General features: G+C 45.5%; 14 protein-coding genes. 4 read left to right on the top strand and 10 right to left on the bottom strand.

Translation table 11 applies throughout. The features are described 5' to 3' along the window. Positions 1–68 precede the first annotated feature (68 nt). Entirely contained in the window at positions 69–254 is a 186-nt protein-coding gene (locus ACQY1X_RS11275; RefSeq protein ID WP_002731861.1) for a hypothetical protein, read from the bottom strand. Between the two features lie 739 nt (positions 255–993). Between ACQY1X_RS11275 and ACQY1X_RS11270 the strand changes: the two genes are divergently transcribed. Next, positions 994–1,884, top strand: coding sequence for an alpha/beta fold hydrolase (locus ACQY1X_RS11270; RefSeq protein WP_149107824.1), 891 nt, complete (start codon positions 994–996; stop codon positions 1,882–1,884). Between the two features lie 6 nt (positions 1,885–1,890). On the opposite strand, the gene ACQY1X_RS11265 is transcribed toward ACQY1X_RS11270, so the two are convergent. Beyond that, a complete protein-coding gene (locus tag ACQY1X_RS11265; RefSeq protein WP_149107823.1) occupies positions 1,891–2,721 on the bottom strand; it encodes a hypothetical protein in 831 nt (276 codons plus the stop codon). Positions 2,722–2,983: 262 nt separating this feature from the next. Between ACQY1X_RS11265 and ACQY1X_RS11260 the strand changes: the two genes are divergently transcribed. After that, the gene (locus tag ACQY1X_RS11260) at positions 2,984–4,024 is read left to right on the top strand and encodes an adenosine deaminase (RefSeq protein WP_002753648.1); all 1,041 of its coding nucleotides are present in this window, start codon (positions 2,984–2,986) and stop codon (positions 4,022–4,024) included. A 90-nt stretch (positions 4,025–4,114) separates the two neighbouring features. On the opposite strand, the gene ACQY1X_RS11255 is transcribed toward ACQY1X_RS11260, so the two are convergent. Together ACQY1X_RS11255 and ACQY1X_RS11250 are read right to left on the bottom strand one after the other, a co-directional pair. Next, positions 4,115–4,522: an MAPEG family protein gene (locus ACQY1X_RS11255; protein ID WP_002774974.1), complete on the bottom strand. Its 408-nt coding sequence runs from the start codon at positions 4,520–4,522 to the stop codon at positions 4,115–4,117. Positions 4,523–4,530: 8 nt separating this feature from the next. Further along, entirely contained in the window at positions 4,531–5,037 is a 507-nt protein-coding gene (locus ACQY1X_RS11250; protein WP_002741066.1) for a hypothetical protein, read from the bottom strand. Between the two features lie 211 nt (positions 5,038–5,248). Here ACQY1X_RS11250 and ACQY1X_RS11245 point away from each other — a divergent pair, with 211 nt between their 5' ends. Together ACQY1X_RS11245 and ruvX are read left to right on the top strand one after the other, a co-directional pair. Continuing rightward, positions 5,249–6,490 carry a GNAT family N-acetyltransferase gene (locus ACQY1X_RS11245; RefSeq protein WP_130757236.1) on the top strand — a complete coding sequence of 414 codons (1,242 nt, stop codon included), beginning with the start codon at positions 5,249–5,251 and terminating at the stop codon, positions 6,488–6,490. After that, the gene (gene ruvX, locus ACQY1X_RS11240) at positions 6,490–6,924 is read left to right on the top strand and encodes a Holliday junction resolvase RuvX (RefSeq protein ID WP_430015697.1); all 435 of its coding nucleotides are present in this window, start codon (positions 6,490–6,492) and stop codon (positions 6,922–6,924) included. Before ACQY1X_RS11245 ends, ruvX begins: the two co-directional genes overlap by 1 nt. A 9-nt stretch (positions 6,925–6,933) precedes the next feature. Here ruvX and ACQY1X_RS11235 read toward each other — a convergent pair whose 3' ends face one another. The 6 genes from ACQY1X_RS11235 to ACQY1X_RS11210 all read right to left on the bottom strand — a co-directional run bounded on the left by ACQY1X_RS11235 (position 6,934) and on the right by ACQY1X_RS11210 (position 12,551). Further along, positions 6,934–7,224, bottom strand: a complete 291-nt coding sequence (locus tag ACQY1X_RS11235; protein ID WP_002733243.1) for a hypothetical protein — start codon at positions 7,222–7,224, stop codon at positions 6,934–6,936. A gap of 129 nt (positions 7,225–7,353) precedes the next feature. Then, complete coding sequence (gene apcB, locus ACQY1X_RS11230) at positions 7,354–7,947, bottom strand: allophycocyanin subunit beta (protein ID WP_202950793.1); 594 nt, start codon at positions 7,945–7,947, stop codon at positions 7,354–7,356. A 98-nt stretch (positions 7,948–8,045) separates the two neighbouring features. Continuing rightward, entirely contained in the window at positions 8,046–9,185 is a 1,140-nt protein-coding gene (gene proB, locus ACQY1X_RS11225) for a glutamate 5-kinase (protein ID WP_430015696.1), read from the bottom strand. A 28-nt stretch (positions 9,186–9,213) separates the two neighbouring features. After that, positions 9,214–11,178 (bottom strand): single-stranded-DNA-specific exonuclease RecJ, encoded by a 1,965-nt coding sequence (gene recJ / locus ACQY1X_RS11220; RefSeq protein WP_430014578.1) that lies wholly within the window; start codon positions 11,176–11,178, stop codon positions 9,214–9,216. Positions 11,179–11,451: 273 nt separating this feature from the next. Next, complete coding sequence (locus tag ACQY1X_RS11215) at positions 11,452–12,093, bottom strand: hypothetical protein (protein WP_036396050.1); 642 nt, start codon at positions 12,091–12,093, stop codon at positions 11,452–11,454. Between the two features lie 5 nt (positions 12,094–12,098). After that, complete coding sequence (locus ACQY1X_RS11210; RefSeq protein WP_002732766.1) at positions 12,099–12,551, bottom strand: hypothetical protein; 453 nt, start codon at positions 12,549–12,551, stop codon at positions 12,099–12,101. Positions 12,552–12,554 lie beyond the last annotated feature (3 nt).

Below are 12,554 nucleotides of genomic sequence, written 5' to 3'. Positions count from 1 at the left end.
CGCAGTGGTAATTGTGGCACCTGTATTGCCTGTCCTGTGGCTCAAGTGACTATGCTAAAATCGGTCAACTAGAAATGACGAGAAACGATTTTTTCAATAGTCGCCTGGGTATCCTGCAGCAGTTTCTCGCGACTATCTCTAGTATTAGTCAGACTAGGCACGAGATTACGAGCTTGTAAAGCCATGTGAAGTTGTAGTTGAGCCACATACTCACGGATATCTTCGCGGGTTTCCGATTGGTTAGGATGAAACATAGAGAAACTGGAAGGGTCTGTCTAGCTGATGGGGTCTTGTCGATAACTCCTATACAAGTTATCACAAGACCTTAGGTTCCCGTCAAGGATTTGCTCCAACTCTACACATTTCTCAACATAACTTATAACAGTCATCTCAAGGGCGAGGTATAAAGTTTTCGGGCTCTTCGGTTTGTGTTATGCAATGGATGGGGGTTATAAGGAATGAAACCCTTATAGAGACAGACATTACCGCGATTTTTGTCAATTGTTTGCGATCTAGAGCGAACTAATCAATTAAATCCCTTGCCAGATAAGGATTTAGTCGATTTATGCCCCCATATCGAACCATACCAAGTCCCGAAGAGCCAGTTTTCGTTTTGGGGAGCCAGTCGCCAGTCGTCGATACCAAATTCTAGACAGTAATTCCCAATTCAAACGGTAGCACAGAATACAGAATCAGTCTTACTCTTGATGGGTGGTGATTCGGTAGTAGTGATGGAGGCTTAATCCTTTGCTTTACTGTGCATTGTAGTCATGGATAAAAACGTGATTCTCCATTTTTTTAGAGGAAATGATCTGTTAGTAGTGCCGTAGCCTCTTGCTTACCCAGTATCAAGTGTGTAAAATATTTATTAATAAAAATAATTGGAACCCGATCAGTCTTTAAACCTCATCCCCAGACCACCAGCCAAGCCGCCACTTAACCTGACAGTATATATTAAGAAAAGCAACAAATACTTTACAGACATAACAAAGTATGCAGCAAATTCTAGGATTAGAGACACAACCAAAAATTTGGCATTGGCGGGGATTCAAAATCACCTATCAAAGTGCGGGGGAGACAGGACCCGCGATCGTGCTTGTGCATGGATTTGGGGCATCTTGGGGACATTGGCGGAAAAATATCCCCGTTTTAGGCGAAAAATGTCGCTGTTTTGCCCTAGATTTAATTGGTTTTGGCGGTTCCGACAAACCCGAACCGAAAAACGAGATCGATTACACTTTCGAGACTTGGGGGGCGCAAATTGCCGATTTTTGTCGGGAAGTGGTGGGGGGTGCTGCTTTTTTGGCGGGGAATTCCATCGGTTGCATCGCCATTATGCAGGCTGCCGTCGATCATCCCGATTTTGTCCTTGGGGTGGCGGCGATTAATTGTTCCCTCAGACTACTTCACGAAAGAAAACGGGGGGAATTACCCTGGTATCGTCGTTTAGGAGCGGATATTGCCCAAATAATTCTCAAAAATAAAGCAATTGGGGCTTTTTTCTTCCAACAGATCGCTAAACCCCAGACAGTGCGTAAAATTCTCCTGCAAGCTTATCGGCGATCAGAAGCTGTAACGGAGGAATTAGTGGAAATAATCTTAAAACCCGCCAGAGATCCAGGAGCGATCGAGGTTTTCCTCGCTTTTACTGGTTATTCTGGCGGCCCACTCCCAGAAGACCTACTGCCGATTCTCCCCTGTCGGGCTATTCTGCTTTGGGGTAGCGAGGATCCCTGGGAACCCTTGCCCTTGGGCCAAGAATTAGCACGATTCCCGACAGTAAAAAAGTTTATCCCCTTAGCTGGCTTAGGCCACTGTCCCCAGGACGAGGCCCCAGAAATAGTTAATCCGATTTTATTAGACTTCCTGCAAGCTTATAGCTAAGTTCCTCTAGTAACCAGAAGACCGGGTATTAATGGGTTGTTGGATGGAGAAACCTCGGTTAATACTTTGAGGGGGAACTTGATTGGGGATGCCATTATTGTTGGGCGGCATTCCCTGATTGGGATAACCAGTGACGTTGGGTTGATTGCCGTAAACGGGGGTCTGATATATGGGGGGTTGATAATAGTTGGATTGGTTGCTAGAGCCAGGGACCGGGTTAGGTTTGGCATTATTCCAGGAGGGTAGAGGCCGAACATTTTGTTGATAAGGGGAATAATTTCCCTGGGGGGCGACTTGATTCGGGTTGCCCCCAGGGTTGAGATTAGAATAATTATTCAAGTTAGCAGTCCGCGAGCGATTTTCGATTTCTCTCTGTAAAGGATAATTGCTAGTGTTGCCACTAATCGGTTGCACTTGAATCGGTTGCAGACCTTTACTAGCATTCGGTACTGGATTTGGCTTGACTGGCGGCATTAACGGAGCGAATAAAGAGGGTTTCTGGTTGTCATTGGGATTAGTATTTAAAGGATCAAAAGGCTGCGTCGAGGCCGGTCTCCCCGGGCGAGCGGTATTATTATTGGCAGGAATGGCCGGCAGTGGTACGGCAGTGGGGAGAGGAGTATCGGTAATCTTGTTGCTCTCGATTTCGCGTTCCTCCAAGGACTTTCCTGGGGTATCGAATACCGAACCCAACCATTCAGGATTCTGTTGATATATCGAGAAAGCAATGAGAGCTAAGGAAAATATTCCTAGGGGCAGCCAAAATAAAGGTTGGGCAAAGGGTTTTAATCCTGCCAAGAAATAGCGCATGGAAGAAGAATCTTTATAGTTACTCATACCGCTTTACCCTCTATAGGTTTTCCTCCATGCTATCAAATCATTAAGCAGTGATCAGTTATCAGTGATCACTGATCAGTTATCAGTTCACTGAGAAAACTCCCCACACCCCACACCCCACACCCTACACCCTACACCCTACACCCCACACCCCACACTGTTCACCGACTAGGTACTGATACTATTTGCGAGCAATTGTCAAACAATTGTAAAACTTCGTTATATTTAAGGAACATTTGAGAGACTAAGGAGCAGCGGAGTTGTGGCTTTATACGCGGATTTGCATCGGCATTTAGGGGGATCGGTAGTACCGAGAATTCTCTGGCGCTACTTTCACAGACATGAGCGGGATTTAGCGGATAAATTCCCAGAATATCCCGCTTTTGAGGAATTTTACACCCGCGAACGCAATAGTTTAGATGAGTATTTAGAATTACACACCCTTGTCGAAAGTGTCCAAACCGCCCAAACTTTGCCCTATTTTATCTATCGTCTGATTCGCGGTGCTTATATCTTCGAGAATCTTGCCTATTTAGAATTGCGCTATACTCCCTACTATCGCACCGACGAATATTTGAACCAGACAGAGCGAATCGAGCAAATGCGATCAATTGTCGAGATCGTTGGTCAAGCCTCGAAAATGAGCGAATATCCGATTATTACCAGTCAAATTCTCTGTATGCACTCGCGACTTCCCTACGAAGTCAACAAAGCGATCGTTGATCTGGCCCTAGGGATGAGAGAATACGTCTGTGCGATCGATATTGCGGGGGGTGATTCGTACTACCAAACTCGACTAGAGGAATTTGCTGGTTTATACAGTTATGCTAGGGAAAACGGTTTAAATACCACCGGCCATCTTTATGAAACAAAGAACGGTTGTTATCCCCAATTACTGCCCTATCTGCAAAGAATTGGTCACGGTATTCAAATTCCCCTACAATACCCAGAATTGCTGCCGGAAGTTGCCCGTCGTCATCAATGTTTAGAAGTCTGTCCCACCACCTATTTAAAAACTGGCACCCTCGAAAGTTTATCGCAATTAAAGATAGTCTTCGATCGCTGTTTTGAAGCGGGGGTTGATATTGCTATCTGTACCGATAATGCTGGTTTACACAATGTCCGGCTGCCCTTCGAGTACGAGAATTTACTCACCCTAGATGTGATCGATTTCCGACAATTACAAGCTTGTCAAGATGCGGCTTTTCGCCATGCTTTTGCCTGGCCCTATAGTCAAAAACCCGCCTCACTTTTAACCGGTTTGTTATCAGTGGATAATCCCAAATTACCGGTTTATCAGTAACACAATTAACTATAGTTTGGGTTAAGCAAATTCTTTACCGCTCCCGAACTATAGCGTTTTTCCACTCTCCTGCATCTGGTTTGGGTAATTCTACTGAATCTTGATTAAACTTAACCCAAAGAGAGTATAAGTACAGAGAGAACCAAGACCGAACATCAGGGAACGAGCGATCGGGATATTAGTGATATAAAAAAGGGAAAATAGAAGCCGGAGGATCACAAAAGCGATCGCACAGTTAGCAGCTAGGGATGAGGAGACTCCTGTAACGTAGGCCATGAGAGCGGCGGCACTATAGATCATAAAGGTTTCAAAACCATTTTGATGGGCCCAAGTTGCTCGTTTAGCGTAGTCTGGGAGTTGGTCGAACATGGCCCGGGGAGCGGAGGTATTGTAACCCACCTTAGCTCTAGCGTAAGCCACCAGCAGAAAAGGTAGATATACAGAGACAGCGGCAGCCACGATCGAATAGAGAAGAATGGCACTGACGGAGAGATTCATCGCTGAATTTAGTCAAAATAAAATAGGGTAACCAGCTTGCGTTGATCTTCCGCTTCCGCGCAGGTTTGCAAAAGGGTTTGACTGTCGTGGAAAGCAAAACAGATTAACTGTTGACAACGATTGATAATCTCCCGATTACAGAGGCTGCTGGCTTCCCCTAGGGATAGATGGTCATTTTCGGGACATTCCACCAGATGGATAACCTGCTGAAGTTGTTCTTGGGATTCCAGGGGCTGGCGATCGAGACTTTGGGGTAAGATCACGGTTAACAGATTAGGATCTGCCCGCATTGCCCCCTTAATGACGGCGGAATTGGTTCCCGTCGCCCCGGAGGTCATAATCCGATTGCCCGCCAGCACGAGGGCATAGGCCATCATTTCGATCAATTGCTGGTGGGTGATGGGAACGTGACGGGAACCCAATAAAGCGACGCGCTTAGAACCGGTCTGCTGAATGGCGGCCAGTTCTTGAGCTAGAGTGTCTAGGGTGTTAGTGGTATCTACAGATTGACTCAAAGACTTTTACTGCAAATTCGGACTGATTAACCGTCCGTTATTGTAGCATCGAATTCTCATGATTGGAAATTTGGCCCAAAAAACCCCAGATGCTCATCGAGGTGTCCTTTCTGTGGCAGTCTCCTTGAGCCGTCAGAAATTGTTATTGGTGGGGAAGTGCCTCTAGATTCTGCGGTAAGATAGGTGCATAGACGATATTTACCCCAGAGCCATGACCACTTCTCCTGTTCCCCAAGGGGACGATTTTAGCGATCGCCCAATCCGTCCCGTACAGTATCGGGATTTGGAAGACATTGAAGCTTTAACCCTGGATGACTTCGATGAGGATATTGATCGTCGCGCCCAAAATTTCCGCACCCAGGTGCAACAGGTGCGGCCTTGGTTTGGGTTGTTTAAAATTCTCAGTTTTTTTCCCAATCCTCTCCAACACCGTTTTCATGTCTATGTGGCTGAGTCCATGGCCAATCGGGGAGAAGAAGGGAAAATTCGCGGGGCAATCCAAGTCAACCCTTTTAATAGTAGTCGCAGCACTTGGCGGGTGGAACAGGTGCGGGTGCATCCAGGGGAGTCTTTAAGCGAACCCAAGGGCATCGGGGCGCAATTACTGCGTTATTGTCTAGAAACGGTTTGGGAAGCCCGCACCTGGGTGTTAGAGGTTAATATCAATCAAAAGGACAGTTTGGCACTTTTCCGGCAACACGGTTTTCAGCCTTTGGCAGAATTAACCTATTGGTCTTTACCGCCGCAATTATTACAGGAATTGAGCAAACAAGAGGCAGATTTACCGAATTTACTGCCTGTGAGCAATGCTGACGCTCAATTGCTTTATCAGTTAGATTGTGTGTCTATGCCGCCGCTACTGCGTCAGGTATTTGATCGCCATATCCAGGATTTTAAAATCAGTTTAGTTGATAGTTTGTTCGGTCGCTGTCAGAGTTGGTGCGGCGGTCCGCAAATTAGTCGCGGTTACGTTTTTGAACCGCAACGAAAAGCGGCGATCGGTTATTTTGAATTAATTCTATCTAATCGGGATGAGCGACCCCATCAAGCGAAATTAATTGTCCATCCCGCCTACACTTGGCTCTATCCTAAGTTATTAATCCAGATGGCCCAGATCACTCGCAAGTATCCCCCTCGCTCGCTAGAGTTGATATCTGCCGATTATCAGCACGAAAGACGGGAATATCTGGAACAATTGGGAGCGATCCGCAGTTCCCACACCCTGATGATGTCGCGCTCGGTATGGCACAAAATTCGCGAAACTAAGCCGGAAAATTCCGCCTTAGCAGAAATGCTCCAGGGTTTACAATCGGTGCCACGAACTCCCATCCCTAGTCGGATGTCTTGGTTAAAATGGCCCAATAATCCCCCCCTAGACTCCCTCGACAGTCCGGGAGAACTTCCCCCCGCTAAACCCCCCTCGGAACCCCCGGATCAGGGGCATCCAGTGTAATGGAAAGGGTCGCCGCCCTGGGCTTAGATATCGGCAAAAAACGGGTAGGAGTGGCAGGATGTGACGGTACAGGTTTAATCGCCACTGGTTTGACTACGATTATCCGTTCTTCCTTTGTTGCCGATCTGGCACAGTTTGAGGCAATTGTCAAGGAAAGAAATATTAAGATTTTGGTGGCGGGACTACCCTATACCATGGCCGGAGAGTTAGGATTTCAGGCCAAACAGGTACAAAAATACGCCCAAAAACTAGAGATCGCCTTGGATTTACCCCTCGAATACATTGATGAGCGTTGCACGTCCCTAGAGGCGGAAGAATTCTTAAAAGCCAAAAAACAGTTTTCCTCTTGGGATAAGGGAGCGATCGATCGGGAAGCGGCGGCGATTATTTTACAACAATGGCTCGATCGCCGACGGCATCGACAACGCATCTAAAAGCATTTGTCATCGCCCGTCTCGCTCTTGGCGAATCAATACCGTACTGTCTAGCCATTCCACATCATTGGGTAATTCCCGATAGCGTTGTCTGACTGCCTCGATCAAAGCGGGAATCGACTGGCAGCGGCGATCGGGAGTTTGAGGGTTTTCTGGCGATGCGGACAAGTTCGGACTAGCTTCTGATTCCGGCGACGACAAGAGACGTGTGGCTAGAAATTCGGTAAAATCTAAGACCTCTCTCTGTTTGTCTGGCGGCAAATCACGCCATCTCGATAGCAATAACTGTTCGCTGTTCATGAAAAGAATCCACTAAGAAACTCGGTCATCTGACCGTAGCAACGGAAGACTTTACTCAATTCTAGCAAGCAAAAAATCAACTCATTGATTGAACGAACAAAACTGATAAGCGATAACTGATAACTGAATTTAGATAGACACTTCGCTTAATTCACGAGTGAGATGATCAAAGGGTTCAGCGATCAAAGAGGTGTCGGCAATACTCGCCTCAAGAGCCATGGCTTGAATCATTTCGCTCATGATTTGGATACCGCGCACCGTCGGACCGATGGGAACACCGAGGGAATTATAGGTTTCCCGTAGTCCTTGCAGTACCCGCTCATCTAGAACATTAGTATCGGCAGCCACCAGCGCATAACTGGCATAGCGGAGATAGTAATCCATATCCCGCAGACAGGCAGAATAACGACGGGTGGTGTAGGCATTACCCCCGGCGCGGATCAATTCGGGAACTTCTTCAAATAGACGAATCGCCGCCCCACGCACGAGCGCCGCCGAATTAGCGTTAATGAGGGCGGCGGCAGCTAGACGGGCAGTTCCCGAGGCAAAATATTGTTTAAGATTATCGATCGCATCTCGATCGAGATAACGTCCGGTGACATCGTATTTTCTAATCAGGCTAGTTACCGCGTCTCGCATTATTAAGTTTCTCCCAACAGCAATAAAGACATTTTTGAGTTTCGCTTTATTTATAATCTCACAGGGTTGAACTTCGGGGGACATCCCTAGTCTAACTCCCTTGCTTGTCTAACAATTTGTTGTTTTTTTGAGACATTTCTTTACATTTAAGGCATTGGCCAGACCGGCGCTGGGTGGCGGAATTATCCCTTATTAGTCGAGGTGGTGGACGAGGCACTCAAAATAACGAGATTATCCCGATGAATGATGGTTTCTGCGGCCATATAACCTAATAAACTGGCAATACGCTCGGAATGTTGACCTTTAACTCGATCGATCTCCTCACTACTATAGTTAACAATTCCCCTGGCCACTTCCCGGCCTTCTTGATCGCACAATTGCACCGATTCCGAGGCGCTAAATTCCCCCTCCACTTTGGTAATCCCGGCCGCAAGGAGAGATTTCCCCCCCTGACAAATGGCTTGAATCGCCCCAGCATCGAGATAGATTTTACCCATGGGCATTAGTCCGTAGGCGATCCAGCGTTTGCGGGCGTTATCACTGCGTTTTTGGGCCTCAAAACGGGTTCCGATCGCCTCTCCTGCCATAATTTTTAAGATATTGCTGGGCTGCCCTCCCTTAGTAATCGCCATTTCTACCCCGGCACTGGTGGCAATCCGGGCCGCGGCCAATTTAGTGGCCATACCCCCGGTCCCCCACTGACTGCCACTACTACCAGCATCGATCGATAGTTGCGCTAATTGCGCGGGAGTAACTCGGGCAATGGCCTGTGCTTCGGGAAATAGCCGCGGATCGGCACTGTAGAGGCGATCCACATCGGTGAGGATAAATAACCAGTCAGCCTCGATTAAACTGGCCACAAGGGCTGATAAAGTGTCATTATCGCCGAATTTTAACTCATCGATCGCCACCGTATCATTTTCGTTGACAATGGCAATCACCCCTAATTCAAACAAAGCCTGAAAGGTATTATAGGCGTTGACATAACAGGTGCGTTCCATCAATTCGGGACGGGTGAGCAAAATTTGGGCGATCGGTTGACCAAGACTGGTAAAGAGGTCATCATAGATCCGCATCAGACGACCTTGACCGACGGCGGCGATCGCTTGTTTGAGGGCGATTTTTTTCGGTCTTTCCTGTATTCCCAGACGACGGCAGCCCACCCCCACGGCCCCGGAAGATACTAATACCACCCGATGACCGGCAGCGCGCAACCGGGTGAGGACTTCCACTAAAGCGGCGATCGTGGAGAGGGATAATTGGCCGGTTTGATTATCGGTCAAACTGGAAGTACCGATTTTGATCACTATGGTTTGGTTCATCGTCAAGGCGCTTTTTTTGGAGGTTTTGCTAGATAGCCAAAGCTTTGATGGCAACTTTAATTAAAGTATAAAAACGGGGTTCAGTCACGTTGACTTCTCTAGCTTGTTGCCGATTTTTCCCTAATAAACCAATGCGCTGCCCTTTCTGCACGACTAAAATCTCGCCCTGTTCATTTTTGATGCGAATCTCGTTTAAATCACCCCAAAAACTACATTGATAGATTTTATCGGCGTGCATAAAAATTGCTTTTTTAATATTATCATTTTCTTGGGGTAATCGCACTCCCACTAATTCAATTTCTATGGTTGTATTACCATTCCAAGTATTTTCTTTGAGTTTATAGGCAATATCTAAACGAGTTGGTAAAGGACAATATTCGCCCCAACGCCATGCTAGGGCTTTAATTCTGGTATTATCGCTTTGAGCCAGCAATAATTTTAAATGATTTTTTCCGATAGTTTTCTGTTCCACTACTCGCACGTTAGGAGTCCAAAAAACGGGTAATTCATTGCCAATTCCCCAGGGTTGCAAACTATCAATTTGTTGAAAAAGTTCCGGGGTAATTTGTTTAAAATCAATGATAGTATCAATTTTAATTAAAGGTTTTAATTGTTCTATTTGTAAAATTTTGTGAGAAAATTGACTTAATCTTTGTTTAAATGCTAGTAAATTAGCTGTGGGTAAACTAAAACCCCCCGCCATTTTATGACCGCCAAATTTTCCTAGTAAATCTTGGCAAAATTGCAGGGCTTCAAAAACGTGAAATTCTTCAATTCCTCTGGCAGATCCGCGAATTTTATCCGTATCTTCTTCCTCGTAAGTACCAATAAAAACCGGCACTCCGTAGCGTTCCACTAAACGGGAGGCCACAATACCAATTACCCCATGATGCCAATCTTTTTCCACTAAGACTAAAACTCGATCTTGTTGCCAAAGAATCGGAGTTTCTTCCACTAATTTAATCGCTTCTTCTTCAATTTTTTCGCACAATTCTTGACGGGTACGATTAATTTGTTCGCACTGCATTGCTCTTTCTAAGGCAATTCCCGCGTCATCGGTGGTTAATAATTCAATAACTATCTGGGGATCACCAATTCTGCCAATGGCATTAATTCTCGGTCCCAATTTAAAGCCAATATCATCCGGTTGTAATTGCTTTTGTTCCTCGCTAATTCCCGCTATTTGCATCAGGGATTGAATCCCGACTAATTGGGATTTGGGTAATTTTCTTAAACCCCGTTTTAACCAGCGACGATTTACCCCGATTAATGGGGCTAAATCTGCTATAGTGCCTAGGGTAAATAATGATAATAATGACTCGGTTAATCCCTGTAATTTACCCATTTTTTGGGCAGTTGTCACCGCTAAAATATAGGCGACTCCCACCCCCGCTAATCCCTGATAGGGAGAGTTCGGGGTTAATAATTTCGGGTTGAGAATAGCGGAGGCATTTGGTAAAATTGGCGGCAGATCGTGATGATCGGTGATAATAACTTTTAATCCTAATTCTATCGCTAGGGCGATCGGTTCGTGAGCGGAAATGCCATTATCAACAGTGAGAATCAATCCGACTCCAGATTCGGCAAATTCTTCGACAATGCGCTGATTAATTCCGTATCCCTCTTTCATGCGACTGGGTATGGCATGATTTACCCTAGCGCCGAGATGTCTTAAGGCTCTTAGCAGTAAAGATGTACTGGTCATGCCATCGGCATCGTAGTCCCCACAGATAGCAATTTTATCACCAGAGGCGATCGCTTTTACTAATAAATTGACACTTTTTTCTAAGTCGGGAAATTCCCCCAGGGGAGAGGGTAAGGTATCCGCTTCAGGATCAATATAAGTTTTAGCTAATTCGGGGGTATCAATACCGCGATTAATTAAGATAGTTGCTAATAAGGATGATAATCCCATTTCCCGCGCTAACCCCGCGATTTTTTCGGGATTAGTTGCGGCAATATACCAGCGCTGGATGGGATATTTGTAGGCCATTTTTTATCAGGAGTCAGGAGTCAGGAGTCAGGAGAGTTGCCTTTAGGAATTATCAGTGACTCTTAGACTGGTACAAATATATAAACAAATGCGTCTAAGCATTTCACCGAAAAACTAATGCACAGGAGGTTCGGGGGTAGAACCCCCCAAGAGTCTGAATTATAAGACAAAAAACCCAGAAAGCACAGTTTTAAAAAAAAGATTATCAGGGAATCCCAACTGAGTAGATTCACAAATAGGAGATGTACCCAGCGTAACGCACTAAAAACAAGGTTAAAAGCGAATTTGGATGGCCCCAGCAGGAGGTTGAAAGGGGAGATTACTATTATTAATTCTCAGGGGAGAACCGGGTATTACCTGCACATTTGGGGTGGTGGGTTGACTTTCGTTGGTACTCAGTAAAGTCAATTGATTAATACTAGAATTAATCGCAAATTGTTGGGTAATGACTCCCGACGGACAACAGGAAGGATCCCGAGGGAGAAATCTTCTCATATTGACGGTGATCATACCATCTTTAGCACTCAGATTATCGACAACTACTCGATCGGCTAACAGGACAGTATCGGTGTTAGTGGCAGTACCGTTATTATCAATCACTAGGGCTAAATAATGTAATTGCTGTTGCTCTCTGGTAATCACTCTTAATACGACAATACCATCAGTCCTTTGATCATTATTATAGTCCCCCATCAAGGCTTCTCGACTGACTTGCACTCCTAAAATTTGTCCCTCATTGGATTGAAAAATACCATCGCTGACAATTACGGAACCCCGATTGGGAATGTTATAGACGGTATTTCTTAAATTATCCACGCTCAGGGGTGTAGATTGGGCAAGTAAGGGCAGAGAATTGTTTAATAATAAACTGATACCCAGGAGGATAGATTGAGGCAAAACTGCTAATTTAATCATGGTTGTCATGGATTGGGTATATTTTCTTGAGTATCGAATAACTGCACGTTATTAATAGTACAAACCATCCCCTGTTGTGCCGCTAATTTATCTCGCCATTGACTTAATTGTTGTTGACCATTACTACCATTTAACCAGTAAACTGTCAAGATGCCGATCGCTTGTTCTGGTTCACAGGAAAAGCTGAGAGTTTGATCGGGTATATCGGTATTTCCTTCACGACATTGCCAACCTTGTTTTTCAATTAATTCTTTCCAACCTTTCTCTTCTTTAGCAGCCACGGCAATGCGTTGATCTTCTTGGTTACAAACCCAATTTTTCTGCTGGGTGGGATCATTCGGTAGATCACCAAGATTGGGGGAATTTTGCTTGATTAGGGGAAGCGAGGGTACTTGAGCATGAACGGAAAAAATCGGTAGTATTAGGAAAGTACCGATGAGCATTTTTAACAGTTTCATCCT

This window comes from Microcystis protocystis FBCC-A270 (assembly GCF_050500235.1).
Lineage (GTDB): Bacteria > Cyanobacteriota > Cyanobacteriia > Cyanobacteriales > Microcystaceae > Microcystis > Microcystis ichthyoblabe_A.
This window is presented reverse-complemented; position numbering and strand designations above follow the sequence as displayed.

What these genes read in the sequence shown, in the direction of transcription:
- ACQY1X_RS11235 (WP_002733243.1), bottom strand. Translation starts at nt 7,224, where the DNA reads ATGAACAGCGAACAGTTATTGCTATCGAGATGGCGTGATTTGCCGCCA.
- ACQY1X_RS11210 (WP_002732766.1), bottom strand. Translation starts at nt 12,551, where the DNA reads ATGAAACTGTTAAAAATGCTCATCGGTACTTTCCTAATACTACCGATT.
- proB (WP_430015696.1), bottom strand. Translation starts at nt 9,185, where the DNA reads ATGAACCAAACCATAGTGATCAAAATCGGTACTTCCAGTTTGACCGAT.
- ACQY1X_RS11215 (WP_036396050.1), bottom strand. Translation starts at nt 12,093, where the DNA reads ATGATTAAATTAGCAGTTTTGCCTCAATCTATCCTCCTGGGTATCAGT.
- recJ (WP_430014578.1), bottom strand. Translation starts at nt 11,178, where the DNA reads ATGGCCTACAAATATCCCATCCAGCGCTGGTATATTGCCGCAACTAAT.
- ACQY1X_RS11255 (WP_002774974.1), bottom strand. Translation starts at nt 4,522, where the DNA reads ATGAATCTCTCCGTCAGTGCCATTCTTCTCTATTCGATCGTGGCTGCC.
- ACQY1X_RS11270 (WP_149107824.1), top strand. Translation starts at nt 994, where the DNA reads ATGCAGCAAATTCTAGGATTAGAGACACAACCAAAAATTTGGCATTGG.
- ACQY1X_RS11275 (WP_002731861.1), bottom strand. Translation starts at nt 254, where the DNA reads ATGTTTCATCCTAACCAATCGGAAACCCGCGAAGATATCCGTGAGTAT.
- ACQY1X_RS11265 (WP_149107823.1), bottom strand. Translation starts at nt 2,721, where the DNA reads ATGAGTAACTATAAAGATTCTTCTTCCATGCGCTATTTCTTGGCAGGA.
- apcB (WP_202950793.1), bottom strand. Translation starts at nt 7,947, where the DNA reads ATGTCCCCCGAAGTTCAACCCTGTGAGATTATAAATAAAGCGAAACTC.
- ACQY1X_RS11245 (WP_130757236.1), top strand. Translation starts at nt 5,249, where the DNA reads ATGACCACTTCTCCTGTTCCCCAAGGGGACGATTTTAGCGATCGCCCA.
- ruvX (WP_430015697.1), top strand. Translation starts at nt 6,490, where the DNA reads ATGGAAAGGGTCGCCGCCCTGGGCTTAGATATCGGCAAAAAACGGGTA.